This window comes from Streptomyces sp. NPDC048248 (assembly GCF_043201875.1).
Lineage (GTDB): Bacteria > Actinomycetota > Actinomycetes > Streptomycetales > Streptomycetaceae > Streptomyces.
The window spans coordinates 484,141-508,115 of record NZ_JBICZL010000005.1; the positions used below are offsets into that span (position 1 = coordinate 484,141).

19 protein-coding genes and 6 tRNA genes are annotated in these 23,975 nt (G+C 69.7%); 11 read left to right on the forward strand and 14 right to left on the reverse strand.

Annotation, left to right across the window (positions count from 1 at the left end):
* Positions 1–157 precede the first annotated feature (157 nt).
* From ACGFZW_RS13530 to ACGFZW_RS13540, 3 genes are all read right to left on the reverse strand, one after another.
* Positions 158–230: transfer RNA gene (locus ACGFZW_RS13530), tRNA-Gly, on the reverse strand.
* A gap of 74 nt (positions 231–304) precedes the next feature.
* Positions 305–376: transfer RNA gene (locus ACGFZW_RS13535), tRNA-Gly, on the reverse strand.
* A gap of 118 nt (positions 377–494) precedes the next feature.
* The gene (locus ACGFZW_RS13540; protein WP_393893225.1) at positions 495–815 is read right to left on the reverse strand and encodes an Lsr2 family protein; all 321 of its coding nucleotides are present in this window, start codon (positions 813–815) and stop codon (positions 495–497) included.
* A 299-nt stretch (positions 816–1,114) separates the two neighbouring features.
* Here ACGFZW_RS13540 and purS point away from each other — a divergent pair, with 299 nt between their 5' ends.
* From purS to ACGFZW_RS13570, 6 genes are all read left to right on the forward strand, one after another.
* Positions 1,115–1,360, forward strand: a complete 246-nt coding sequence (purS, locus tag ACGFZW_RS13545; RefSeq protein ID WP_393893226.1) for a phosphoribosylformylglycinamidine synthase subunit PurS — start codon at positions 1,115–1,117, stop codon at positions 1,358–1,360.
* Entirely contained in the window at positions 1,357–2,037 is a 681-nt protein-coding gene (purQ, locus tag ACGFZW_RS13550; protein ID WP_393893227.1) for a phosphoribosylformylglycinamidine synthase subunit PurQ, read from the forward strand. Before purS ends, purQ begins: the two co-directional genes overlap by 4 nt.
* Positions 2,037–4,286 carry a phosphoribosylformylglycinamidine synthase subunit PurL gene (gene purL / locus ACGFZW_RS13555; protein ID WP_393893228.1) on the forward strand — a complete coding sequence of 750 codons (2,250 nt, stop codon included), beginning with the start codon at positions 2,037–2,039 and terminating at the stop codon, positions 4,284–4,286. Before purQ ends, purL begins: the two co-directional genes overlap by 1 nt.
* A gap of 192 nt (positions 4,287–4,478) precedes the next feature.
* A complete protein-coding gene (locus tag ACGFZW_RS13560; RefSeq protein WP_393893229.1) occupies positions 4,479–4,991 on the forward strand; it encodes an ArsR/SmtB family transcription factor in 513 nt (170 codons plus the stop codon).
* A gap of 29 nt (positions 4,992–5,020) precedes the next feature.
* Complete coding sequence (locus ACGFZW_RS13565) at positions 5,021–5,860, forward strand: M23 family metallopeptidase (protein WP_393893230.1); 840 nt, start codon at positions 5,021–5,023, stop codon at positions 5,858–5,860.
* An 88-nt stretch (positions 5,861–5,948) separates the two neighbouring features.
* A complete protein-coding gene (locus ACGFZW_RS13570; RefSeq protein WP_393893231.1) occupies positions 5,949–6,749 on the forward strand; it encodes a sterol carrier family protein in 801 nt (266 codons plus the stop codon).
* Positions 6,750–6,810: 61 nt separating this feature from the next.
* On the opposite strand, the gene ACGFZW_RS13575 is transcribed toward ACGFZW_RS13570, so the two are convergent.
* Both ACGFZW_RS13575 and ACGFZW_RS13580 read right to left on the reverse strand, forming a co-directional pair.
* Positions 6,811–8,328 (reverse strand): sulfatase, encoded by a 1,518-nt coding sequence (locus ACGFZW_RS13575; protein ID WP_393893232.1) that lies wholly within the window; start codon positions 8,326–8,328, stop codon positions 6,811–6,813.
* 261 nt (positions 8,329–8,589) lie between these two features.
* On the reverse strand, positions 8,590–8,799 hold the full coding sequence (locus tag ACGFZW_RS13580; RefSeq protein ID WP_393893233.1) for a putative leader peptide: 210 nt from the start codon (positions 8,797–8,799) through the stop codon (positions 8,590–8,592).
* Between the two features lie 43 nt (positions 8,800–8,842).
* Here ACGFZW_RS13580 and purF point away from each other — a divergent pair, with 43 nt between their 5' ends.
* Positions 8,843–10,402 carry an amidophosphoribosyltransferase gene (gene purF / locus ACGFZW_RS13585; protein WP_393893234.1) on the forward strand — a complete coding sequence of 520 codons (1,560 nt, stop codon included), beginning with the start codon at positions 8,843–8,845 and terminating at the stop codon, positions 10,400–10,402.
* Positions 10,403–10,434: 32 nt separating this feature from the next.
* A complete protein-coding gene (gene purM, locus ACGFZW_RS13590; protein WP_393893235.1) occupies positions 10,435–11,529 on the forward strand; it encodes a phosphoribosylformylglycinamidine cyclo-ligase in 1,095 nt (364 codons plus the stop codon).
* 140 nt (positions 11,530–11,669) lie between these two features.
* Here purM and ACGFZW_RS13595 read toward each other — a convergent pair whose 3' ends face one another.
* Positions 11,670–11,918 carry a DUF3073 domain-containing protein gene (locus tag ACGFZW_RS13595; protein ID WP_393893236.1) on the reverse strand — a complete coding sequence of 83 codons (249 nt, stop codon included), beginning with the start codon at positions 11,916–11,918 and terminating at the stop codon, positions 11,670–11,672.
* A gap of 325 nt (positions 11,919–12,243) precedes the next feature.
* On the reverse strand, positions 12,244–13,362 hold the full coding sequence (locus tag ACGFZW_RS13600) for a Leu/Phe/Val dehydrogenase (RefSeq protein ID WP_393893237.1): 1,119 nt from the start codon (positions 13,360–13,362) through the stop codon (positions 12,244–12,246).
* Positions 13,363–13,557: 195 nt separating this feature from the next.
* Here ACGFZW_RS13600 and ACGFZW_RS13605 point away from each other — a divergent pair, with 195 nt between their 5' ends.
* Positions 13,558–14,394 carry a hypothetical protein gene (locus ACGFZW_RS13605; RefSeq protein ID WP_393893238.1) on the forward strand — a complete coding sequence of 279 codons (837 nt, stop codon included), beginning with the start codon at positions 13,558–13,560 and terminating at the stop codon, positions 14,392–14,394.
* Between the two features lie 502 nt (positions 14,395–14,896).
* A complete protein-coding gene (gene bldC, locus ACGFZW_RS13610; protein ID WP_003949541.1) occupies positions 14,897–15,103 on the forward strand; it encodes a developmental transcriptional regulator BldC in 207 nt (68 codons plus the stop codon).
* Positions 15,104–15,635: 532 nt separating this feature from the next.
* Here bldC and ACGFZW_RS13615 read toward each other — a convergent pair.
* From ACGFZW_RS13615 to hrpA, 3 genes are all read right to left on the reverse strand, one after another.
* Positions 15,636–15,869, reverse strand: a complete 234-nt coding sequence (locus tag ACGFZW_RS13615; protein WP_393893239.1) for a DUF6274 family protein — start codon at positions 15,867–15,869, stop codon at positions 15,636–15,638.
* A 347-nt stretch (positions 15,870–16,216) separates the two neighbouring features.
* Positions 16,217–16,291 (reverse strand) — tRNA-Asp (locus ACGFZW_RS13620).
* Positions 16,292–16,387: 96 nt separating this feature from the next.
* Positions 16,388–20,470 (reverse strand): ATP-dependent RNA helicase HrpA, encoded by a 4,083-nt coding sequence (hrpA, locus tag ACGFZW_RS13625; RefSeq protein ID WP_393893240.1) that lies wholly within the window; start codon positions 20,468–20,470, stop codon positions 16,388–16,390.
* Between the two features lie 192 nt (positions 20,471–20,662).
* Here hrpA and ACGFZW_RS13630 point away from each other — a divergent pair, with 192 nt between their 5' ends.
* Positions 20,663–21,739, forward strand: coding sequence for an ABC transporter permease (locus ACGFZW_RS13630; protein ID WP_393893241.1), 1,077 nt, complete (start codon positions 20,663–20,665; stop codon positions 21,737–21,739).
* Between the two features lie 148 nt (positions 21,740–21,887).
* Here the strand turns inward: ACGFZW_RS13630 and ACGFZW_RS13635 are convergent.
* The 4 genes from ACGFZW_RS13635 to ACGFZW_RS13650 form a co-directional block, all read right to left on the reverse strand.
* Positions 21,888–21,961: transfer RNA gene (locus ACGFZW_RS13635), tRNA-Phe, on the reverse strand.
* A 4-nt stretch (positions 21,962–21,965) separates the two neighbouring features.
* Positions 21,966–22,040: transfer RNA gene (locus ACGFZW_RS13640), tRNA-Asp, on the reverse strand.
* A 48-nt stretch (positions 22,041–22,088) separates the two neighbouring features.
* Positions 22,089–22,161 (reverse strand) — tRNA-Glu (locus ACGFZW_RS13645).
* An 82-nt stretch (positions 22,162–22,243) separates the two neighbouring features.
* Positions 22,244–23,884 (reverse strand): metallophosphoesterase, encoded by a 1,641-nt coding sequence (locus tag ACGFZW_RS13650; protein WP_393893242.1) that lies wholly within the window; start codon positions 23,882–23,884, stop codon positions 22,244–22,246.
* Between the last annotated feature and the right edge of the window lie 91 nt (positions 23,885–23,975).

Below are 23,975 nucleotides of genomic sequence, written 5' to 3' on the forward strand. Positions count from 1 at the left end.
CCGCGCGTCCGTGCCGCCGACGGAGCATCACTTTCGGCCGATGGTCGCCCCACCCGCGATGTGTCCAGGGACACATCGGCCCGAGGGAAGGGCGGGACAGATCATTCCGGAAAAGCAAGAAGACCCCGGTCGCAATGACCAGGGCCTTCTTTATCTGAGCGGACGACGAGACTCGAACTCGCGACATCCACCTTGGCAAGGTGGTGCTCTACCAACTGAGCTACGTCCGCAGGCATCCACTCGGCTTTCACCGAGCGGCGCGACAGCTACTGTACCTGATCCAAAAGACCGGTTGAGCAGTCAGAGCGGGTGACAGGGATTGCACACTGCGCCTCCCTCTTGGAAAGAGGGCGCTCTACTACTGAGCTACACCCGCGTGACTCCGTGAGGTTCGGCCTTTCGGCCTGGCCCCTCGGCGTGCTCCAGACTCTAGCTGATCAGTAGGGGTGCTGTGCAAGTCGGCTGCCGCGGGCCGCGGGGTGCCGGCAAGTCGGCTAGTGGTTCGCCGCGTTGAAGGCCTCGTAGACCTTCTTGGGGATGCGGCCGCGCGGGGGGACGTCCATCTGGTTCGAACGGGCCCAGGCGCGGACGGCCGCCGGGTCGGCGTTCACCGCGGTCCGGTGGTAGGCCTTGCCGGACTTGGCACGCTTGCGGCCGGCGTCCACGAACGGAGCGAGGGCGCCGCGCAGTTTCTTCGCATTGGCGGGATTGAGGTCGATCTCGTACGACTTCCCGTCCAATCCGAAGGCGACCGTCTCGGCGGCTTCTCCCCCGTCGATGTCGTCGGAGAGCGTTACTACTACTCGCTGCGCCACGGATATCGGTCCTTTCGTGCAGCAACCCCGGTTTGACGTGGGGTGATGCTTCAGATCCGGCTGATTGGGATCAATGCTTTTTCATTTGTACAGCGAGGGGCATTGCATTGTGAAGCCCAGTTAATTTTTTCAGCGTGTCATGCTGCAATCCGGACCCTAGATCTTTTCGAGGATTTTCCCCAGCACTCACTCCTGCCGATACCGGACCGTGATCGGCCTTCCGGATATCTATGCGCGTAGATTTTCGAACACGGTACTGTGAGTACACCGCCTTACGCACCACACCACCGGGAGTGCCAGTGGCACGCGTCGTAGTCGACGTCATGCTCAAGCCGGAGATCCTCGACCCGCAGGGCCAGGCGGTGCAGCGCGCACTGCCACGCCTGGGTTTCGAGGGGATCGCCGACGTCCGTCAGGGCAAGCGTTTCGAACTTGAGGTGGAGGGACCGGTCGACGACGCCGCCCTCGCCCGCATCCGTGAGATGGCCGAGACCTTCCTCGCCAACACCGTCATCGAAGACTTCACCGTTCGGGTCGGATCATGACCGCTCGTATCGGTGTCATTACTTTCCCCGGCACACTCGACGACCGCGACACCCAGCGCGCGGTCCGCGTCGCCGGCGCCGAAGCCGTGCCGCTGTGGCACCGGGACAAGGACCTCAAGCAGGTCGACGCCGTGGTTCTGCCCGGCGGCTTCTCCTACGGCGACTACCTGCGGGCCGGGGCCATCTCCCGTTTCTCGCCGGTGATGGAGACCGTTATCGAGCAGGCCAGGGCCGGTATGCCGGTCCTGGGGATCTGCAACGGCTTCCAGGTGCTCACCGAGACGCACCTGCTGCCCGGCGCGATGCTGCGCAACAACCATCTGCACTTCATCTGCCGCGACCAGAAGCTGCGGGTGGAGAACAACCAGACCTCCTGGACCTCGGACTACGAGGCCGGCCAGGAGATCAGTGTTCCGCTGAAGAACATCGACGGCCGCTATGTCGCCGACGAGCGCACCCTGGACATGCTGGAGGCCGAGGGCCGCGTCGCGTTCCGATACCTCGACGTCAACCCCAACGGCTCGCTGCGCGACATTGCCGGCATCACCAATGAGGCGGGCAATGTCGTCGGTCTCATGCCGCACCCCGAGCACGCCGTCGAGCCGCTGATCGGTACCGGCCGTACCGACGGCCTCGGATTCTTCACCTCGATCTTGAAGAAGCTGGTCAACGCCTGATGACTCTGGACACCGTCAAGCACGCAGCCGAGACGCCGGATACCGACCAGCCGTGGGCTGAGCTCGGCCTGAAGCAGGACGAGTACGCGCGTATCCGGGAGATTCTCGACCGCCGTCCCACCGGCGCCGAGCTCGCCATGTATTCGGTCATGTGGTCCGAGCACTGCTCGTACAAGAGCAGCAAGGTCCATCTGAAGCAGTTCGGCGAGAAGGCGCCCGAGACCGACGCGCTGCTCGTCGGTATCGGGGAGAACGCCGGCGTCGTCGACGTCGGCCAGGGGTACGCGGTCACCTTCAAGGTGGAGTCGCACAACCACCCCTCGTACATCGAGCCCTACCAGGGCGCGGCCACCGGCGTGGGCGGCATCGTCCGCGACATCCTCGCGATGGGTGCCAGGCCGATCGCCGTGATGGACCCGCTGCGCTTCGGTGCGGCCGACCACCCCGACACCAAGCGGGTGCTGCCCGGTGTCGTCGCGGGTGTCGGTGGCTACGGCAACTGCCTGGGTCTGCCCAACATCGGCGGTGAGGTCGTCTTCGACCCCTGCTACCAGGGAAACCCGCTGGTCAACGCGCTGTGCGTGGGCGTCATGAAGCATGAGGACATCCACCTCGCCAAGGCGTCCGGCGCCGGCAACAAGGTCATCCTCTACGGCGCCCGCACGGGCGGCGACGGCATCGGCGGTGTGTCCGTCCTGGCGTCGGAGACCTTCGACTCGACGAAGCCCGCCAAGCGTCCCGCCGTCCAGGTCGGCGACCCCTTCCAGGAGAAGCTGCTCATCGAGTGCACCCTGGAGATCTTCAAGGAAGACCTGGTCGACGGCATTCAGGACCTCGGCGGCGCCGGGCTGTCCTGCGCCACCAGCGAGCTGGCCTCGGCCGGCTCCGGCGGTATGCGCGTCGAGCTGGACACCGTGCCGCTGCGTGACTCCTCCCTCTCGCCCGAGGAAATCCTCATGAGCGAGTCGCAGGAGCGGATGTGCGCGATCGTCGAGCCGGGCAAGGTCGACCGCTTCCTGGAGATCTGCGAGAAGTGGGATGTGATCGCGACCGTCATCGGTGAGGTCACGGACGGCAGCCAGCTGGAGATCTTCTGGCACGGCGAGCAGATCGTGGACGTCCCGCCGCGGTCCGTCGCCCACGAGGGCCCGACCTACCAGCGGCCCTTCGCGCGCCCGGACTGGCAGGACGCCCTCCAGGCCGACGACGCGGGCAAGCTGGCGCGGCCGGCGAACCCGGAGGAGCTGCGCGCGCAGGTCCTGAAGCTGGTCGGTTCGCCGAACCAGGCGTCCAAGGCGTGGATCACCGATCAGTACGACCGCTTCGTGCAGGGCAACACCGTGCTCGCGCAGCCGGAGGACTCCGGCATGGTGCGGATCGACGAGGGCTCCGACCTCGGTGTCGCGGTGGCGACGGACGGCAACGGCCGGTACGCCAAGCTCGACCCGTACACCGGCGCGCAGCTGGCGCTGGCCGAGGCGTACCGCAACGTCGCCGCCTCCGGCGCCAAGCCGCTGGCCATCTCCGACTGCCTGAACTTCGGCTCGCCCGAGGACCCGGCGGTGATGTGGCAGTTCGCCGAGGCCACCCGCGGTCTCGCGGACGGCTGCCAGACGCTCGGTACGCCCGTCACGGGCGGCAACGTCTCGCTCTACAACCAGACCGGTGACGTGGCCATCCACCCGACGCCGGTGGTCGCGGTGCTCGGCGTGATCGACGACGTCAACCGCCGCACGCCGATGGCGTTCTCGGACGAGGGCCACCTGATCTACCTGCTGGGTGACACCCGCGAGGAGCTGGGCGGCTCGGCGTGGTCCCAGGTCGTCCACGATCACCTCGGCGGTATGCCGCCGCAGGTGGATCTCGCCCGGGAGCAGCTGCTGGCGGAGATCCTGATCTCCGCCTCCCGCGACGGCATGATCGACGCGGCGCACGACCTCTCCGACGGCGGCCTGATCCAGGCGCTGGTGGAGTCGTGTCTGCGTGGCGGCCAGGGCGCCCGTGTCGTGGTGCCGGACGGCGTCGACCCGTTCGTCCTGCTCTTCTCGGAGTCGGCGGGACGGGCGATCGTCGCCGTGCCGCGCAGCGAGGAGCTCCGCTTCACCGACATGTGCGGTGCGCGGGGGCTGCCGGCCACCCGCATCGGTGTGGTCGACGGTGCGGAGATCGACATCCAGGGGCAGTTCAGCATCGCGCTGAGCGAGCTGAAGGACGCCCATGAGGGCACGATCCCTGCGCTGATCGCCTAGAACGGTTGCCCGGGCCGGACCCGGGACCCCCGCAGTGCCGAAACGGCCCGCCAGGACATCTGGCGGGCCGTTTCGGCTGTCCGGGGTGCGCGGAAACGGGGACGCGCGGCGCCGGTCTCCGGAGCGGTGGGTGCGCGAGGGGTTTCCGTACGGACGTTGCCTGTGGTTACGTAATTACGTAATATCGCAGTCATGGATCTCGAAGGACGTGTGGCCGAGCTGGAACGGCGGCTGGCCGCGCTGGAGCGGTCGGCGGGCCGTACGGCGAGCCCGCCCGAACGGGAGTCCGGCGACGAGCTGTGGGCCCTGGGCGGACTGAAGGCCCAACTGGCCGAGCTGGGCGCGGAGAACGGCGGAGTGCTGTTCACCGGAGCCGTGCGCCTCCCGGCCGGGCAGCGCTACGAGTGGCAGTACGGCCAGGTCACCGACACGGTGCTGGACGGCGACTGGACGGCGGCGGCGGAGTCGTTCGCGGCCCTGGGCCAGCCCGTCCGGCTGACGTTGCTCCGAGAGATCCTCGGCGGCCGCTGCACCGCCGCCGAACTCACCGAACTCGAAGGGACGGGCACGTCGGGGCAGATCTACCACCACCTGCGCCAGCTGACCGCAGGCGGCTGGCTGCGCACGGCCGCGCGCGGCCGCTACGAGGTACCGGCCGACCGCGTCGTACCGCTGCTCGTGATGATCACCGCCGCCGGACGCTGAACGCCCGGCCCGACTCCAGGGGGAAGCCCATGAAGTCCACGCCCTTGCGAAAATTCCTCCAGACCGCCGCGCGCATCTGCCTGCTCGTCTTCCTGGCGATGATCGTGGCGGGATTCTTCGTCGACTACCCGTATTGGTGGGGCTGGGTCCCCGTCGGCCTCTGGGTGCTGTTCGGTCTCGGTGGCTGGGCGGCCCGTGCGGGGGGCCGGCGCGAGACCTCCGCCCGCACCGAGGCGGTCGAGGTCGGCGCCCCCGTCGACGGCCGGTGGAAGGCCATGAACAGCCCCGCCGACAAGGTCCCCAGCCACGGCACGAGGACCTACGGCCAGGCGTACGCCATAGACATCGTGGCGGAGCCGGCGCCGGGCTCCAGGCCCGCCTTCGGCTGGTGGCCCCTGGCGCGCCGCAACGACGACTTCCCGGCGTTCGGAGCGCCGCTGCTCGCCGTCGCGGACGCGACCGTGGTGGCGGCCGAGGACGGTCAGCGGGACCACCTCAGCCGCACCTCCTGGTTCGCGCTCGTATACCTCTTCGTCGTCGAAGGGCTGGCGCGCACACTGGGCGGCGCCCGCCGAGTCGTCGGCAACCACGTGATCCTCGACCTCGGCGACGACACGTACGCGCTCTACGCCCACGTCCGGCACGGTTCGCTGACCGTCGGTCCCGGGGACCGGGTGACGGCCGGCCAGACGCTCGGGCAGTGCGGCAACTCCGGCAACAGCACGGAGCCGCACGTGCACTTCCAGCTGATGGACACCGCGGACCCGGACACCGCCGACGGAGTGCCGTTCACCTGGCGGGGCATCGGTGTGCCGCGCAACGAGGAGATATTCGTGGCCGGGGAGACGGACCGGACGCCCACGAGCTGAACCCCTTCGGACAGCCCCTGGCCAGTAGCGGCCAGGGGCTGTCGGATGTCCGGGCCCGTTGTCAGAGGGGCCGCATACTCTGGCCGTTATGCCTCCCGCAGTACGGAAGCCGCGATCACGCCGGTACGACCCGAAGAAGACCCGGGCCGCCGTCCCGGCCCAGTTCGGCCATCTCCAGAAGGCTGTGCGCGCGCTCGCGCCGGAGCAGCTCGACCGGCCCGCACCGTCCGGTGACGGGACGGCAGGTGAGCAGGCCGCCCGTGCCGCCCTGGTCCTGGAGGACGTGTGCCGGTCGCTGGGGCAGCCCGAGCCACCAAGGCAGGAGATCGCCCTCGTCGACTGGCCGTCCGCCTGCGCCGGACCGAGGGCCGATCGGTCCGAGGAGGCGGCCCCGGAGACGGCGGCCCCCTCGGAGCCCGCCGTGCTGCTGGACCGGGCCGCGGCCCGTTACGCCGACCTGGTCCCCGCCGCGCCCGACGGCCGGCTGCTGGCGACCGGCGCCGGCGCGATGCGGCTGGACGACACCCTGGTCACCTGCTGTGTGCGACTGGTGCTCCTCACCGACGACCTGGCGCGCGCCACCGGCCAGGACATCCCCTTCGACCGGCAGGCCCTCGCCACCACCACCCGGCTGCTCGCCGATGCCCTGGCCCGCAAGGCCCCGGGCAACTCCGTCGAGGTCCGGGTGCCGCCGTTCGCCGTCGTGCAGTGCGTCGAGGGTCCCAAGCACACTCGCGGCACCCCTCCCAACGTCGTCGAGACCGACCCGCTCACCTGGCTCAGGCTGGCCACCGGGCGCACGACGTGGTCCGCCGCGCTGGAGGCGGCCGCGGTCAGCGCGAGCGGTGAGCGGGCGGACATCGGCGGACATCTGCCCGTGCTGCACTGACGGCGCCGAGCGGCCGGGAGCATCGCCGTCAGGCTCCGGCCCCGGCCGTACGGCACGTCCCTCAGCCCTCCGGATACGCGAGCAGAGTGTCGTCCACCGCCTCCCAGGCGGCCTTCAGCCGTGCCAGCAGCCGTGGCTCGACCGCCGCTTTGTCCGCCTGCTCACGTGGGTCGTCGGTGAGGTGGAAGAGCTGGTCGGTGCCCTTCTTGCCCCGGTAGTACTTCCAGTCGCCGCGCCGCAGCGCCCGTTCGCCCCGCACCCGCCAGAACAGGTCCCGCTCGGCGAGCCGCTCACCGCGCAGCAGGTAGCCCGCAAGGCTGGTGCCGTCCAGTGGATGTGCCCGGTCCGGACGGGCGCCCGCGATCTCCAGCAGGGTCGCCGTCCAGTCCGGGGTGAACACCGGCTCATGGCTCACCTGCCCTGCGTCGAGCCGGGACGGCCAGCGCACGATCGTCGGCACCCGGATGCCGCCCTCCTGGAGCGATGCCTTGTTCCCGGACAGCGGCCAGTTGTACGACCAGCGTTCGCCTCCGTTGTCACTCGCGAAGAAGACGAGGGTGTTCTCCTCCTGACCGGAGCGCTTCAGCGCGGCCAGCACCTCGCCGACCGAGCGGTCCAGGTCCTCGACCATCTCCCGGTACTTCGCCAGCGAGCCGCCGTCCCGGTGCTGCAGGGCGCCCGGCTCACCGGCCTTGATCCGTCGGACGATCTCCGCGCTCTGCGCCGTGTCGCCGTCGGCTATCCAGGGCCAGTGCGGAGTGGTGAAGTTCAGGTTCAGCAGCCAGGGCCGGTCCGCCGCGGGACGGCCGCCGGTGGCACGGCCTTCGCCGGCCCGCCGTCCCGCGGCGGTCACGAGGTCGACGGCCCGCTCGGTGAGGATCCGCGTGTAGTAGCGCAGGTCCTGGTACTCGGCGTCGCCCTCGTAGAGGTCGTACTCGCCGGCGAGTCCGAGCTTCGAGTAGTACTCCAGCGCCCCGCCGAGGTTCCCGAAGAAGGTCTCCCAGCCGGATTTGGTGGGGCTGTGGTCCGGCAGGTAGCCGCAGTGCCACTTGCCGATCAAGGCCGTCGCGTAGCCCGCGTCGCGCAGCAGCGAGGCGAGCGTGGGGTGTCCCGGCTCCAGCCCCACGCTCCGGTCGGCGATCGGCTCGGCAAGGCCGCCCTCGGTACGGCCCGGGTAGCGGCCCGTGTACAGGGAGAAGCGGGTGGGCGAGCAGGTCGCCGATCCCGAGTAGGCCTGGGTGAAGCGGACGCCCTGGCGGGCGAGCCGGTCCAGGTGCGGGGTCCGGATCTCCGGTGCCCCGTAGGAGGACAGATCGGCCCAGCCCAGGTCGTCGCCGAGGATGAACAGGATGTTGGGGCGCCGCGAGTGCCGGTCCGGCGCGGCCCGGAACGGGCGCTCCCCGGGTGCCGGGGTCCCGGCCGCGGCGCTCGGCGCGCCCGCCAAGGTGCCGAGTGCGCCGAGCCCGCCGACCGCCGCCGCGGCGCCCGCACCGGCCAGGCCGCCGAACATACGGCGGGAGAGCGCGGGCTCGGGGGAGGGAGCGGACGTATCGGGCGCGCCAGGGTCGACGGATGACATCGGTACGACTCTCCAAAGAGGTTGATTCAGGACGCGAGGTCGCATAACGCCTCACGGGAGTGGCGCGAGGGCATGGGGGTCGCGTATCTCACACGGGAACAGGGGGCAGTCACCCGACATAAGCCGCGACAGGTACATCGGCGGCATGGGTGGCGTACGCGGTAAGCGGCGAGACCGACCGGGAAAGCGCAGCTCAGAGGGGTGTAACCGGAGGGGGCGAGTCAACTTGGACCGCCCCGTCGCTACGTGCGGTCGGCGGACCTATGCGCAGCGACACATGGCGCTGGCGACGCGACCGAGGTCGACGTGGCGGCGCCGCACGAGCGGTCGCACGCGGTGGGCCACTCGGCCACACACCAGGCGTGCCAAGGGCTGCGGGGTCTGCATGGTCGGGAATCCTGCTCGCAAAGCCGTGAGCACGTCAAGGACGCGCAACACTCCGTTCATGCACTCATCCAGAAGCCGGACCATCCCCGGTTCGGATGAATGCGCGACCTGCCCTAGACTCGGAGGCGTGCCACGTGGTGACGGACGACTCAACCACGACCTGCTCCCCGGCGAGAAGGGCCCCCAGGACGCTTGCGGCGTCTTCGGTGTCTGGGCTCCGGGTGAAGAGGTCGCCAAACTCACCTATTTCGGGCTGTATGCGCTGCAGCACCGTGGACAGGAGTCTGCGGGCATCGCAGTGAGCAACGGCTCGCAGATCCTCGTTTTCAAGGACATGGGCCTGGTTTCCCAGGTCTTCGACGAGACTTCGCTCGGCTCTCTCCAGGGCCATATCGCCGTGGGCCATGCCCGCTACTCCACCACCGGTGCCTCGGTGTGGGAGAACGCGCAGCCGACGTTCCGTGCGACCGCGCACGGCTCGATCGCGCTCGGCCACAACGGCAACCTGGTCAACACCGCCGAGCTGGCGGATCTGGTCGCGGCGCTGCCCCGTGAGGGCGGCCGCGCGACCCAGGTCGCGGCCACCAATGACACCGATCTCGTGACGGCGCTGCTCGCCGGCCAGGTCGACGAGGACGGCAAGCCGCTCACCGTCGAGGAGGCCGCACCCCGCGTCCTGCCCAAGGTGATGGGTGCCTTCTCCCTCGTCTTCATGGACGAGCACACGCTGTACGCCGCCCGCGACCCGCAGGGCATCCGCCCGCTGGTCCTCGGCCGCCTGGAGCGCGGCTGGGTGGTGGCCTCCGAGACCGCCGCCCTCGACATCTGCGGCGCCAGCTTCATCCGGGAGATCGAGCCCGGAGAGATGGTCGCCATCGACGAGGACGGCCTGCGCAGCAGCCGCTTCGCCGAGGCCCGCCCCAAGGGCTGCGTCTTCGAGTACGTCTACCTCGCGCGCCCGGACACCGACATCGCCGGCCGCAACGTGTACCTCTCCCGCGTGGAGATGGGCCGCAAGCTGGCCGCCGAAGCGCCGGCCGAGGCTGACCTCGTCATAGCGACACCCGAGTCGGGCACCCCCGCCGCGGTCGGCTACGCCGAGGCCAGCGGTATCCCCTACGGCTCCGGTCTGGTCAAGAACTCCTACGTCGGCCGGACCTTCATCCAGCCCTCGCAGACCATCCGGCAGCTCGGTATCCGCCTCAAGCTCAACCCGCTCAAGGAAGTCATCCGCGGTAAGCGCCTGGTGGTCGTCGACGACTCGATCGTCCGCGGCAACACCCAGCGCGCCCTGGTGCGGATGCTCCGCGAGGCCGGCGCGCTGGAGGTCCACATCCGGATCTCCTCCCCGCCGATCAAGTGGCCCTGCTTCTTCGGCATCGACTTCGCCACGCGCGCGGAGCTGATCGCCAACGGGCTGAGCGTGGAAGAGATCGGCAAGTCGCTGGGCGCCGATTCGCTCGCGTACATCTCCATCGACGGCATGATCGAGGCGACCACCATCGCCAAGCCGAATCTGTGCCGCGCCTGCTTCGACGGCGAATACCCGATGGATCTGCCCGACCCGGAGCTGCTGGGCAAGCACCTCCTGGAGTCGGAGACCGCCGGTCAGGCCAAGCCGGACCTGGACGGCGTCGAGACGCTGACGGCCGGGGTCGGCGGCGCCGACGCGCTGCGCCGCCCGTAGCTCGCACACACACGACACGAAAGTTCTGGGCCATGCCTACCGATTCCTTTGAGCCTGCGCAGTCCGCGGGCGCTGGTGCCAGCTACGCGGCGGCGGGTGTCGACATCGAAGCGGGCGACCGCGCCGTGGACCTCATGAAGGAGTGGGTGAAGAAGGCCACCCGCCCCGAGGTCGTCGGCGGGCTCGGCGGCTTCGCCGGCCTCTTCGACGCGTCCGCGCTCAAGCGCTACGAGCGCCCGCTGCTGGCCTCGGCCACCGACGGCGTCGGCACGAAGGTCGACATCGCCCGCAAGATGGGCGTGTACGACAGCATCGGTCACGACCTCGTCGGCATGGTCGTCGACGACCTGGTCGTCTGCGGCGCCGAGCCGCTGTTCATGACCGACTACATCTGCGTCGGCAAGGTCTTCCCCGAGCGCGTCGCCGCGATCGTGAAGGGCATCGCCGAGGGCTGTGTGCTGGCCGGCTGCGCGCTGGTCGGCGGCGAGACCGCCGAGCACCCCGGGCTGCTGGGCGTGGACGAGTTCGACGTCGCCGGCGCCGGGACGGGCGTGGTCGAGGCCGACCGCGTGCTCGGTGCGGATCGCATCCGGACGGGCGACGCCGTCATCTCGATGGCGTCCTCCGGACTTCACTCCAACGGGTACTCCCTCGTCCGCCACGTGCTGTTCGACCGTGCGGGTCTCGCCCTGGACCGCGAGATCCCGGAGTTCGGCCGCACCCTCGGCGAGGAGCTGCTGGAGCCCACCAAGATCTACTCGCTGGACTGCCTGGCGCTGACCCGTACGACCGAGGTGCACGCCTTCTCGCACATCACCGGCGGCGGCCTGGCCAACAACCTCGCCCGGGTCATCCCGGACGGTCTGCACGCCACCGTGGACCGCTCCACCTGGACGCCGGGACCGGTCTTCGACCTGGTCGGCTCGGCCGGCTCGGTCGAGCGCCTGGAGCTGGAGAAGACCCTGAACATGGGCGTCGGCATGATCGCCGTCGTCCCGCAGGAGTCGGTGGAGGTCGCGCTGACCACGCTCGCCGACCGCGGGGTGGACGCCTGGGTGAGCGGCGAGATCAACGAGCGTGGCGACTGTGCCGACGCGGTGACCCTGACCGGTGACTACGCGAGCTGATCTGAGTGGCCGCCGCTCATCCGGCGGCCACTTCGGCGCCCGCTCCGCGGCCACCCGGGCAGCACAGAACCCGGTCCTGGCACTGGCCTGGACCGGGTCCTCGATGCTGTCTGTTGTCAGAGCCTGGTACGCACAGGGCGTCAGGCGCGACGACGCTGGTCGGACGAGTCGCCCTCGTCCTCATCATCGTCGTTGTACCGATCCGCGTACTGTGCGTACGGGTCGTCGTCGTCCTCGTCATCCTCGAACGGTTCCCCGTTCGGAGGCTGCTGGTTCGACGGCGATGCACCCAGCTCGTCGGCCAGTCGTGAGAGATCCGTCCCACCGCTGCTGTACTTCAGCTGGCGGGCGACCTTTGTCTGCTTGGCCTTGGCCCGGCCGCGCCCCATGGGTCGACCCCCTCAATGACGGGGCTCGATGGCCCCAGAGTCTTGACACGCGTTCATGATTCAGAACGGACTCTCGACAGAGAGGCCGGTCTGTAGGGCTTTAACGGTACCTGCTTCCGCGGCCGTTCGGTACGTCGCCCGCATCACCCACTGCTCGGCACGACCCGCGGGGCACCCTTTTCCCGCTGGTCAACTGCGATTTTAACCTGTCCGGTACGGCGACCCGCCGACGGGTGGTGAGGGAAGTCTCCTCGATCACCCGTCGGCGGGTCGCGCAAGGCCGTGTTTCCGGCCATGGGGGCGGCCCCGAAGCGCTCCCGGTCCGTCAGGCGCGTCGGGCCTCGGCCATACGCGTTTCGGCCAGCCGGTCGGCCGCGGCGGCGGGCGGGATCCCGTCCGTCTTCGCACGAGCGAATATCGCCAGCGTGGTGTCGAAGATCTTCGTCGCCTTGGCCTTGCAGCGGTCGAAGTCGAAGCCGTGCAGCTCATCGGCCACCTGGATGACGCCGCCCGCGTTCACGACGTAGTCCGGTGCGTAGAGGATGCCGCGGTCGGACAGGTCCTTCTCGACGCCGGGGTGCGCGAGCTGGTTGTTGGCCGCCCCGCACACCACCTTCGCGGTCAGCACCCGCACCGACTCATCGCTCAGCGCGCCGCCCAGGGCGCACGGCGCGTAGACGTCCAGACCCTCGGTGCGGATCAACGCCTCGGTGTCGGCGACGGCGGTCACCCGGGGGTGCCGCGCAAGGATGCGGTCCACCGACTCGCTGCGGACGTCCGTGATCACGACCTCCGCGCCGTCCTTGAGGAGGTGCTCGACGAGGTGGTGGCCCACCTTGCCGACCCCCGCCACGCCGACCTTGCGGCCGCGCAGCGTCGGGTCGCCCCACTGGTGCTGGGCCGAGGCGCGCATGCCCTGGTAGACACCGAAGGCGGTCAGGACGGAGGAGTCGCCGGCGCCGCCGTTCTCGGGCGAGCGGCCGGTGGTCCACTTGTTCGTACGCGCGACCACGTCCATGTCGGCGACGTAGGTGCCGACATCGCACGCGGTGACGTAGCGGCCGCCCAGAGAGGCCACGAAACGGCCGTAGGCGAGCAGCAGCTCCTCGGTCTTGATCACGTCGGGGTCGCCGATGATCACGGCCTTGCCGCCGCCGTGCTCAAGGCCGGCCAGCGCGTTCTTGTAGGACATGCCGCGCGAGAGGTTGAGAGCGTCCAGCACGGCCTCCTCCTCGGAGGCGTAGGCATGGAAGCGGGTACCGCCGAGGGCGGGGCCCAGGGCGGTGCTGTGGAGGGCGATCACGGCCCTGAGGCCGCTGGCGCGGTCCTGGCAGAGAACGACTTGCTCGTGGCCGCCCTGCTCCGATCGGAACAGGGTGTGCAGAACGCCGCCGTCGGCACTGACGGTGGCAGGACGTACGTCAGTCACTGTGGTGACTCCCATAAGTCGCGAAGGACGCCCTCGTGCGGGTGGGGAGGGCCGGTCGCAAAGAGCGTAAGACCTCTCGACCCGTTGATCGGTCAGGTGCCCCGGATCACCCTCGCGTGGGGGACGGGCATGGGACGATCTGCCCGTATCCCGGCCGGGTGGAGGTGGGCGACTCCTTCCGGAGGCGGACTTCCCTGAAAAGGAGCGGGCGTGGCCTTGGCGTCGTCGGTGATGGTCCCGTATGTGGCATATCTGCGGGTCTATGAGCCGCTGGCAGCGTTCCCCGAGCCGGAGCGCTCCCACTGGGCGCGGTACGCCGAGCGCGAGCACACCCCCACCGCCCAGGACGAGCAGCGCCGGGCGCTCGCCGATCTGCTGCCGACCCCGCCGGTGCCGGTGCCGGTCCACGAGAGCGCGGACGCCTTCGTGGCCGTCGTGGACGGTGTCACGTGCGTGTGTCCGTGGCGTACCCGGCTGCGCGGCTGGCAGGCGCTGGAGGCGCTCGAGGAGCTGCTGCCGGCGCCCGTGCTGGACGCGGCGCTGCCGCCGGTCGTGCGGCGGCAGGCGGCCACCGATTACGAACAGTGGCGGGAGCGCAACCCGGACGCCAGACCCTGGACCCGCGGTGCGACCTGGCATGTTCCGGTCCGCTGGTTCGTGCTCTTCGACGACGAGGAGCGCGAGTACACGAAGAGTGACCAGGGATCGCACCTGCGTTATCGGACTCCGATGGTGCAGGCGCGGCGCCGGGTCGCGCGCGGACTGCGGACGCTGCGCGACACCTTGGAAGAGGGGCCGCTGATCGACGGCCTGGTAGATGTGGGGCGCTGGCTCGAGGAATTCCACCCGCGTTCGCTCGTGGAGCTGGACTACGGAGGCCTGGTGCACGCGGTGCCCGAGGAGCAGCTCGCCGAGGACCGCTCCGCCGCGGAGGTGGCGGAGGGGCTGGCGGCGCTGCGCGACGGGGACGGCGAGCGGGCCGGCGTCGCGTACGAGAAGCTGTCCGACCGATGGCGTGCGGTGCGCGAACGTCAGTTCTCCAGCTGAGCGTCCGGGGCGGCGGTGTGACGCCGGACAGGGCCTGTCATCCAGGGCCTGACGGCGCGGGACGTAGGTCCCGATCCGGGCGTTTGCCCCAAGCGTGACCTAAAGCACTGACTTCGGGTCTTGCTCCTAAGCCATACCCTCGTGCCAAAATAGGACAAGGAGGCTGACTGGGGCTCCTTCCGCCTAACTATGGGCGGATAGATCGGTATTGCGCTCCTTGAGGGTTTCCTGGCGACTGATCCCGTTGTGACTGATCGTCACGGGGGCGTGACTGTCCGCTATGGCATGGTCCATCGGCTTCCGCCGAGGTTGAACACCTGAGAGGGCAATTCCATCGGTTTGGCCGACGTGGCTGGACGGATGGTGTAGTTGTAGTGCCGAGGACAAGCCGTTCGTCCTATAACCGACTCGGCCCGCGTCCGCCATTTCGGGCAACGTGGGTCAAGGTGCAGAATTTAGAGGAAAGAACCGTGATGGTTCGGTTCTCCCGAGGAGGCCGCTCATGACCGCTCGCACCCCTGACGCCGAGCCGCTGCTTACCCCTGCTGAGGTCGCCACGATGTTCCGCGTGGACCCGAAGACGGTGACCCGCTGGGCCAAGGCAGGCAAGCTCACGTCCATCCGCACGCTCGGAGGGCATCGGCGTTACCGCGAGGCTGAGGTCCGCGCACTGCTCGCGGGTATCCCGCAGCAGCGCAGCGAGGCCTGAACAACCGCATAGCCAGGCTGTTTTCGGGGCCCCCAACCCGAAAATGCCCGTTTTGGCACCACATAGCTCGACTGCTCCACCCAAGCTCCACAGCTACACCGACGCGGCGCCTGCCCCAACAGGCTCCACACCCGCTCCATCTGGGTACGTCACCGATCGCGCTGGACTCCGCCGGGTCCAGCGCGATTTTTTTGTGTGTGCGCCCGCTCCCCGGCCCGCCGGACCGGCCGGGTCGGCCCGGCGCTCGTGTCCCCCCGCGGGGCTCCCTGCGTGCCCACAGGGGCCCTCTGAGGGGGTGTCTGCGCGGACCCTGCGGTCTCGTTCCGAGAGTGCTGGAGGGAGAGTGCAATTGCACATATTAAATTGACAGGTTGTAGGGAGGGTGTAAGTTCCCTACTTCGCAAAAGTTGTTCGGTGACACCCGTCACACGGCGCAGTCCTTGAAGGCGGTACAGCCGCTGCGGTAGTGCGCTTTCGCCGACACCCGCTCAACAGCCTCCCACCGCACGGGCGGTGAAGGAGGCGACTCCGCTCAACGAGGCGAGGGACTTTCGCCGTCCGCCCCCGAGGGCGCGCAGGCGGCCGGGGAGGAGGCGGTGCCGGCCTCGGGTGCCGAGGCCCCCCGGCGGGCCCTGTGCGGCTCCATGGCGAGCCGTAGCAGCTGGTGGCAGATGGGGCAGTGCCGCGTCAGATGGCGGTAGCTCGCGGCAGCCGACAGATGGGCACGCAGCAGCGCCCTGGTCTCGTGCCTCGCCCGTGTCGTCATCGCACGTACCTCCCCGGCCCCGCGCCTCCTTTGTGAGTACCGGTGGCGTCCACGGCCGTCAAGACGGCAGCGGGCGACGGGGCCCGCCACCCGCGCCTTCGCGCCAAGGTGAGCGGGCCTGCCGGACTGGCATGCGAAGAGGGCATGCCGCTGTGGGTGGTGAACAGGGGAGGGCGGCTTGCCTGCCGGGGACGCGTCGAAGGGCGCGGGGAGAGGCGGGGGCGTCGCGAGGATGCGCGTGGTGCGCCCGGTGCGGAAACCGCCGCTCCGGTCCGAGGCGCCCATGGGTACCTGCCCGAAAACGCGTTACGGCCCGCATCCGAGAAGGATGCGGGCCGTAACTGATGCGGTCCTGACGGGATTTGAACCCGCGGCCTCCACCTTGACAGGGTGGCGAGCACTCCAAACTGCTCCACAGGACCTTGCGTTTCGCTTTCCGCTTGCGGCGGGCTGCGAAGCAAGACTGTACAGCAGGTCAGGGGGTGCGGTCGAACTCGATGCCGGTGGCCCCCCGGCGGCTACGGCGCCGCGGCGTCCACGGCCTTCACGATGCGCTTGTCGGAGACCGGATAGGCGGTCCCCAGCGCGTGCGCGAAGTAGCTCACCCGCAGCTCCTCGATCATCCAGCGGATGTCCAGGGCCGCGGCCGGCACCGGGCGGCCCTGGGGGAACTGTTCCAGCAGCCAGGCGTATTCGTCCTGCATCTCCTTCACCTTCGCCATCCGGGTGCGATCCCGCTCGGCGTTGGTGGGCAGCTGCTGGAGGCGCCGGTCGATGGCCACCAGATAGCGCAGCAGGTCCGGCAGCCGCTTGGCGCCGTGCGCGGTGACGAACCCCGGCTTGATGAGCGCCGCCAGCTGCTCCTTGACGTCCGCGAGCGACGGCAGCAGCGAGGGGAACGTCGTGGCCTTCAGCCGGCGCTCACACGCCTGCCAGGCGGCCAGCACCTCCTGGGCCTGCTGAATGGTCTTCAGCGTCGCGTCCACCAGATCGGCGCGCACCGCGTCGAAGAGCTTGCGGAAGGACTCCTCGTCCCACGCCGGACCTCCCCGCGCCGCGATGAGGCGGTCGGCGGCGGCCGTCACACAGTCCTCGAACAGCGCCGCGATGGAGCCGTGCGGATTGCGGGAGAGCGCGAGCTTCTGCTGGTTGCTCAGCTTGTCCTGGGCGAACTTCGCGGGGTTGGAGGGAACGTTGAGCAGGATGAGCCTGCGGGTGCCCGCCCACATGGCTTGCAGCTGCTCGGCCTCGGTGTCGAAGAGGCGTACGGCGACGCTGCTGCCCTCGTCCACCAGGGCCGGATACGCCTTGAGCGGCTGGCCCGCGCGCCGGGTCTCGAAGGTGCGCGGCAGCACCCCGATCGTCCAGGACGTCAGGCCGGTCCGCTGCTCCGGTCCGGCCGGCGCGGAGCCGTCGCCCTTGGCGCCCTTGCCGCCCTTGCCGTCCGACGGCCGGTCCGCCGCCTGCTCGAACGCCCTGGAGATGGCCTCCCGGGTCTTCGGCTTGAGCTGGAGCCGCAGCGCTTCGAGATCCTTGGCCTCGGCGAGCTTGCGGCGCCGCTCGTCGACCACCCGGAAGGTGATCTTGAGGTGGTCGGGCACCTTGGCGGTGTCGAAGTCCGCCGCCTGCACCGGCACGCCCACCATCCGCTGGAGCCCCGCGGCCAGCGACGCGGTCAGGGCACCCTGCAGCGGCACCGTGGAATCGAGGAACCGGGCCGCGAAGTTCGGCGCCGGGACGTAGTTGCGGCGGATCGGCTTGGGCAGCGAGCGGATCAGCTCCGTGACCAGCTGCTCGCGCAGGCCGGGGATCTGCCAGTCGAAGCCCTCGGAGGAGACCTGGTTGAGGACCTGGAGGGGCACATGGACGGTCACGCCGTCCGCGTCCGCGCCGGGCTCGAACTGATAGGTGACCTTGAACTTCAGCTTTCCCTGGCGCCAGGAGTCCGGGTAGTCGTCCTTGGTGACGGCTTCCGCGGATTCGTTGATGAGCATGGACTGCTCGAAGTTCAGCAGCTCCGGATCCGGCCCGTCGGCCTGGCCGCGCTTCTTCCACCACGCGTCGAAATGCGCCCCCGAGACGATGTCCGCCGGAATGCGCTGGTCGTAGAAGTCGAAGAGCGTCTCGTCGTCGACGAGGATGTCGCGGCGCCGGGCGCGGTGCTCCAACTCCTCGACTTCGCCGAGGAGTTTGCGGTTGTCATGGAAGAACTGGTGGTGCGTGCGCCAGTCGCCCTCCACCAGGGCGTTACGGATGAACAGGTCCCGTGAGGTCTCCGGGTCGATACGGCCGTAGGTGATCTTCCGCTGGGCGACGATCGGCACGCCGTAGAGCGTCACCCGCTCGTACGCCATCACCGCCGCCATCTTCTGCTCCCAGTGCGGCTCGCTGTACGTCCGCTTCACCAGGTGCTGCGCCAGCGGCTCGACCCACTCCGGCTCGACCTTGGCATTCACCCGGGCCCACAGGCGGGATGTCTCGACCAGCTCCGCGGACATGATCCAGCGCGGTGGCTTCTTGAAGAGCGCGGAGCCGGGGAAGACCGCGAACTTGGCGCTGCGGGCGCCCAGATACTCGTTCTTGGCGTCCGTGTCCTTGAGTCCGATATGCGAAAGCAAACCGGAAAGCAGGGAGGTGTGAATGTGGTCGGGCGCCGCATCCTCCTCGCTGAGGTGAATGCCCATGGTCTTGGCGACCGAGCGCAGCTGGGAGTAGATGTCCTGCCACTCGCGTATCCGCAGGTAGTTCAGGAACTCGGACCGGCACATGCGCCGGAATGCAGACGACGACAGCGCCTTCTGCTGCTCCCGCACATAGCGCCACAGGTTGAGGAAGGCCAGGAAGTCGCTGGTCTCGTCCTTGAAACGGGCGTGCTGCTGGTCGGCCTGCTGCTGCTTGTCCGAGGGCCGCTCGCGGGGATCCTGGATCGACAGCGCCGCCGCGATCACCATGACCTCGCGCACACAGCCGTTGCGGTCGGCCTCCAGCACCATCCGGGCCAGCCGCGGGTCGACCGGCAGCTGGGAGAGCTTGCGGCCGAGCGGGGTGAGCCGCTGGCCGCCCTTCTGCCCGGGCCGCCCGGAGCCGCCCGACTTCGGCTTGCCGTCCAGCGCGCCGAGCTCGTGCAGCAGATCGACGCCGTCCTTGATGTTGCGGCGGTCCGGCGGGTCGATGAAGGGGAACTTCTCGATGTCGCCGAGGCCGGCCGCGGTCATCTGCAGGATGACGGAGGCGAGGTTGGTACGCAGGATCTCGGCGTCGGTGAACTCCGGGCGGCTGACGAAGTCGTCCTCGGAGTACAGCCGGATGCAGATGCCGTCGCTGGTACGCCCGCAGCGGCCCTTGCGCTGGTTGGCGCTGGCCTGCGAGACCGGCTCGATCGGCAGTCGCTGCACCTTGGTGCGGAAGCTGTAGCGGGAGATCCGGGCCATGCCCGGGTCGATGACGTACCGGATGCCGGGGACGGTCAGCGAGGTCTCCGCGACGTTCGTGGCGAGCACGATGCGGCGGCCGGTGTGCCGCTGGAAGACGCGGTGCTGCTCGGCGTGCGAGAGCCGTGCGTACAGCGGCAGCACCTCGGTGGACCGCAGGTTCTTCTTGTTGAGCGCGTCGGCGGTGTCGCGGATCTCGCGTTCGCCGGAGAGGAAGACCAGGATGTCGCCGGGCCCCTCGGCCTGGAGCTCGTCGACGGCGTCGCAGATCGCGGTGATCTGGTCGCGGTCGCCCTCCTGGCCACCCTCCTCCAGCAGCGGGCGGTAGCGGACCTCGACCGGATACGTCCGCCCGGAGACCTCGACGATCGGGGCGCCGGCGGGCGCCGCACCGTCCTCCCGGGCCGTGCCCTCGGCCTCGCGCGCGTCCACAGCGGTGAAACTGCCGAAGTGCTTGGCGAACCGCTCCGGGTCGATGGTCGCTGAGGTGATCACGACCTTCAGATCCGGGCGTTTGGGCAGCAGCTGCGCCAGATAGCCGAGGATGAAGTCGATGTTGAGGCTGCGCTCGTGTGCCTCGTCGATGATGATCGTGTCGTACTGGCGCAGCTCGCGGTCCGTCTGGATCTCGGCGAGCAGGATGCCGTCGGTCATCAGTTTGACGAGGGTGTCGCCGCCGACCTGGTCGGTGAAGCGCACCTTCCAGCCGACCGCCTCGCCCAGTGGCGTCTTGAGCTCCTCGGCCACCCGCTCGGCGACGGTACGGGCAGCGATCCGGCGGGGCTGGGTGTGCCCGATGAGGCCGCGGACGCCCCGTCCGAGCTCAAGGCAGATCTTGGGGATCTGCGTCGTCTTGCCGGATCCGGTCTCGCCCGCGACGATCACGACCTGGTGGTCGCGGATCGCGGCGAGGATCTCGTCCTTCTTCTGGCTGACCGGGAGTTCTTCCGGGTACGTGATGTCGGGCACCGCGGCGCGCCGCTGGGCGACGCGCAGCTCCGCCTCCTCGATGCCGTCGGAGATCTCGGCGAGCACGGCCTCTCGGGCCTCGGGCTTACGGATCCGGCGCGCGCCGTCGAGTCGACGCCCCAGCCGCTGCTGGTCGCGCAGCATCAGCTCGGGCAGTCGCTCCAGCAGGGCGGGCAGGGCGGGGGCAGGCTGACTGGACATACGTCCCCCAGGATCTCACCTCACGGATCGGACTGGCGAACCATTTGCGGGCGGCAACCGGGGCGCCGGTGGCGCGGTGTCCTCGCGGCAGTGGCAAGAACCGGTCGGTGCGGGGGGAGCCGGGGCTTCCGGGGCCGCCGCGCAGGGGGACCTACGGGGGTATGTCCGTGATCATTGCTTTAGCGTGTTCACATGTCTGATCAGCGCGGCGATCATGTTCCGCACGGTGCCCATGGAAGGCGTCCGACCCGGGCGGAGAAGTGGGCGGCCTTCAAGGAATCACCGTTCCTGCCCGCCATCGTGCTGGTGTTCATCGTCGCGGCGGCCGCCGGGCTGTTCGCCGGCTCGTACACCTCGACCATGGCCAAGCCGGCGCCGCGGCACATCCCGACCGCCGTGGTCGGCCGGCTCGACGCCCCGCAGGAGAAGTCGTTCGTGGCGGGCATGGAGAAGGCGCTGAACGCCCCGCTGCGGCTGACCCGGTACGGCACCTACGGCGAAGCCGTGGAGGCGGTGGAGGACCAGCGGGAGTTCGCGATCCTGCGGCCGCGCGGCCGGGGCGTGGAGCTGGACGTGGCCGGGGCCTCGGGCGCGTCGGTGGCGCAGCTGCTGGGCGAATCGGGTGTGAAGGTCGGCAAGGCGGTCGGGGTGGACGTCCGGATCAAGGACATCAAGCCGCTGCAGGAAGGCGACCCGCGCGGGCTCGCGCTCTTCTACATCTCGCTCGCCGCGGTGATCATCGGTTTCGTGGGAGCGATCCAGCTCAGCGTGCACGCGCGCGCCCTCAATCCCGCGGAGCGGACCGCGTTCACCGCGGTGTACGCCCTGTTGGGAGGCTTCGCCATCGCCGCGGTGGTGGACTGGTGGCTGGGTGCGCTGGATCTGCCGTTCGTGGAGTCGTGGCTGATCCTGGCGCTGACGATGTTCACGTCCGGCATGGTCTTCACGATGTTCAACACCCTGATCGGGCGCTGGGCGATGATCCCCACCTGGGGGCTGATGGTGCTCCTCGGCAACCCGTCCTCGGGCGGCGCGGTGTCCTGGCCGCTGCTGCCGTCCGCACTGGGCCATATCGGCCGCTGGCTGCCGCCGGGGGGTTCGGTCAACGCCCAGCACACCGCCGTGTACTTCGGCGGCCACCAGCATCTCTTTCCGTTCCTGGTGCTGGCCGGCTGGTCGGTGCTCTCGTGCACGGTCTTCTGGGTCTGGCGCCACCGTCACCCGGGTGGCCGCGAGACCGCCCCCGCACACGCGGAAGCTGCCGGCTGACGGCGCGGGCCGCGCGTGGGGAGGCGGCCACGGGATTGCGGCGGTCGGGTGGGCGGGGGGTCTTTTGCTCGGCCCCGTCTCACGACGCCTGGCCGCGCATACGAAGAAGGCCCCGATCCACTGGATCGGGGCCTTCTCCCAAAGGGTGTGGCTGGGGCCGGGGTCGAACCGGCGACCTATCGCTTTTCAGGCGATCGCTCGTACCAACTGAGCTACCCAGCCGCAGCGGTCCTGACGGGATTTGAACCCGCGGCCTCCACCTTGACAGGGTGGCGAGCACTCCAAACTGCTCCACAGGACCTTGCATTGTGCGAAAGCGGCGTGAACCAGTCTCGCACACGGTGATGCGTGCCCCCAACGGGATTCGAACCCGTGCTACCGCCTTGAAAGGGCGGCGTCCTGGGCCACTAGACGATGAGGGCTGGTGGCCACCTTGGCGTCGTTACCGGCGCCGTCGGGGACGTGAGAAGCATATGGGATGGGGGGACCGTTCGCCAAAACGGTTTACCCACGGCTCTCCGAGGGGTCCCTGGACGGCTCTGCCGAGGGGCTGGGGGAGCGGGTCCGCTCGGGTGTGGCGCCGGGTTGGTTCTCCCGTGGGAGGTGCCGGCTCACCTCCGCCCGCGACAGGCCCAGCCCGCCGAGCGTGATCTCGTCCCACGCCTGGAGCCGCTTGGTCGTGCGGTCGAGATAGAGCACCGAGGCGCGGACCTGCTCGGGCTTCTTGTTCTGCACCGCGCGCAGCCCGCCGCCGCCCGTGGAGCCCTCGACCATCAGGCGGGTGCCCTGGGGGAGCATCGTGTTCTCGCGGTGGTGGATGTGCCCGGCCAGCGCCAGCGGGGCCAGGCCGTCCGCCTCGGTCGCCGCCGTGGGGTTGTGCGCCAGCGCGATGTCGACGGGCGTACCGGCCAGCCGCTGGGTGCGCAGTGAGTCGGCGAGCTTGCCGCCCGCGGTCCGCTCGGAGGGGTCGCCGGCGGGCAGCACGGAGCGGTCGGGTGTGAACTGAGGGTCGCCCACGCCCGCGATGCGCACCCCGGCGACCTGTGTGACCTTGCCGTCGTCGAGGACGGTGACGTGCTTACGCCCGGCCAGGTACTTCTGCGTGGTCCGGGAGTCGTGGTTGCCGCGCACCCAGACGTACGGGGCGCCCAGGGTGGGGACGGGGTCCAGGAAATGGTTCTCGGCGGCCGAGCCGTGGTCCATGGTGTCGCCGGTATCGATGATCACGTCGATCCGGTACTGCTCGACGAGGGATTCGAGGATCCGCCAGCTGCCGGGGTTGAGGTGGATGTCGGAGACGTGCAGCACCCGGATGGTGGTGGGGTCCGGCTGGTACGTCGGCAGCGTCGAGGTGGCGTCGTAGAGCTTGGTGACGTTGGTGACCAGGCGCGCCAACTCCTGTTGGTAGACGTTGAATTCGCTGACGATGTTGCGTGCGTTGCCGACCACGGAGGGGGCCGAGGAGAGCAGCCCGGAGAACTTCGGCTCCAGGACGGACTTCGGGTTCCAGGTGGCGTAGGCGGCCGCCCCGGAGGCGGCGAGGAGGGCGAGCGCCAGGCCGCCGGCGGCCAGGGCGCGGCGGGGCCTGCGGTAGACGGCCAGGCCCAGGGCGGTGGCGCCGAACGCCACGGCGGCACAGGCGTTCAGGGCGAGTCCCGCGGTGCCGCGGGTGACGTCGTGGGTGACCTGCGCCTGCAGGCCGGCGAACCGCTCGGGATGGTCGACCAGGTCCTGGGAGCGGAGCGGGTCCAGGCGGTCGACGTCGACATCGAGCCGTACGGGGCCGTGGTGGCTGCTGAGTTCCAGGTCGCCGAGCGGCGAGACGTTGATCCTGGTGCCACCGGTCAGGGAGGGGCGCAGGGTCATGTGGGTGTCCATCGGGCCGACGGGGGCGTGGACGCCGCCGATGACGAGCAGGCCGAGCCAGGCGCCCAGCACGGTGACGCCCGCCAGACCGAGGGCGCGGGGCCAGGGGTGCGTCGACGGCGCGAGGGCCAGGGTGGGGGCCGTACGGCGGGAGCGGTAGTGGCGGCGGACGCTGCCGGGCAGTCTCCGTACGCCGTCGAGCGTGGCTCGGAGCAGCCGGAGCGGAAGAGATGCCGAGGTGTCGGTGGTCTGTGTCCGGGAGCGCGCTACGCGGGCCATTGGGCCCGTATGCCCCACCGCGGCGCCCGGTAAGCGGGGCGGGTTCCGGTCCATGGCGGGAGACCTGTCACGGGTCATGCGTGCGGGAGTG

Excerpts from the sequence above, each read along its gene's own strand:
- purQ (WP_393893227.1), top strand. The coding sequence starts at position 1,357 with ATGACCGCTCGTATCGGTGTCATTACTTTCCCCGGCACACTCGACGAC.
- purL (WP_393893228.1), top strand. The coding sequence starts at position 2,037 with ATGACTCTGGACACCGTCAAGCACGCAGCCGAGACGCCGGATACCGAC.
- ACGFZW_RS13560 (WP_393893229.1), top strand. The coding sequence starts at position 4,479 with ATGGATCTCGAAGGACGTGTGGCCGAGCTGGAACGGCGGCTGGCCGCG.
- ACGFZW_RS13565 (WP_393893230.1), top strand. The coding sequence starts at position 5,021 with ATGAAGTCCACGCCCTTGCGAAAATTCCTCCAGACCGCCGCGCGCATC.
- ACGFZW_RS13570 (WP_393893231.1), top strand. The coding sequence starts at position 5,949 with ATGCCTCCCGCAGTACGGAAGCCGCGATCACGCCGGTACGACCCGAAG.
- ACGFZW_RS13575 (WP_393893232.1), bottom strand. The coding sequence starts at position 8,328 with ATGTCATCCGTCGACCCTGGCGCGCCCGATACGTCCGCTCCCTCCCCC.
- ACGFZW_RS13580 (WP_393893233.1), bottom strand. The coding sequence starts at position 8,799 with ATGGTCCGGCTTCTGGATGAGTGCATGAACGGAGTGTTGCGCGTCCTT.
- purM (WP_393893235.1), top strand. The coding sequence starts at position 10,435 with ATGCCTACCGATTCCTTTGAGCCTGCGCAGTCCGCGGGCGCTGGTGCC.
- ACGFZW_RS13595 (WP_393893236.1), bottom strand. The coding sequence starts at position 11,918 with ATGGGGCGCGGCCGGGCCAAGGCCAAGCAGACAAAGGTCGCCCGCCAG.
- ACGFZW_RS13600 (WP_393893237.1), bottom strand. The coding sequence starts at position 13,362 with ATGGGAGTCACCACAGTGACTGACGTACGTCCTGCCACCGTCAGTGCC.
- bldC (WP_003949541.1), top strand. The coding sequence starts at position 14,897 with ATGACCGCTCGCACCCCTGACGCCGAGCCGCTGCTTACCCCTGCTGAG.
- ACGFZW_RS13615 (WP_393893239.1), bottom strand. The coding sequence starts at position 15,869 with ATGACGACACGGGCGAGGCACGAGACCAGGGCGCTGCTGCGTGCCCAT.
- hrpA (WP_393893240.1), bottom strand. The coding sequence starts at position 20,470 with ATGTCCAGTCAGCCTGCCCCCGCCCTGCCCGCCCTGCTGGAGCGACTG.
- ACGFZW_RS13630 (WP_393893241.1), top strand. The coding sequence starts at position 20,663 with ATGTCTGATCAGCGCGGCGATCATGTTCCGCACGGTGCCCATGGAAGG.
- ACGFZW_RS13650 (WP_393893242.1), bottom strand. The coding sequence starts at position 23,884 with ATGGCCCGCGTAGCGCGCTCCCGGACACAGACCACCGACACCTCGGCA.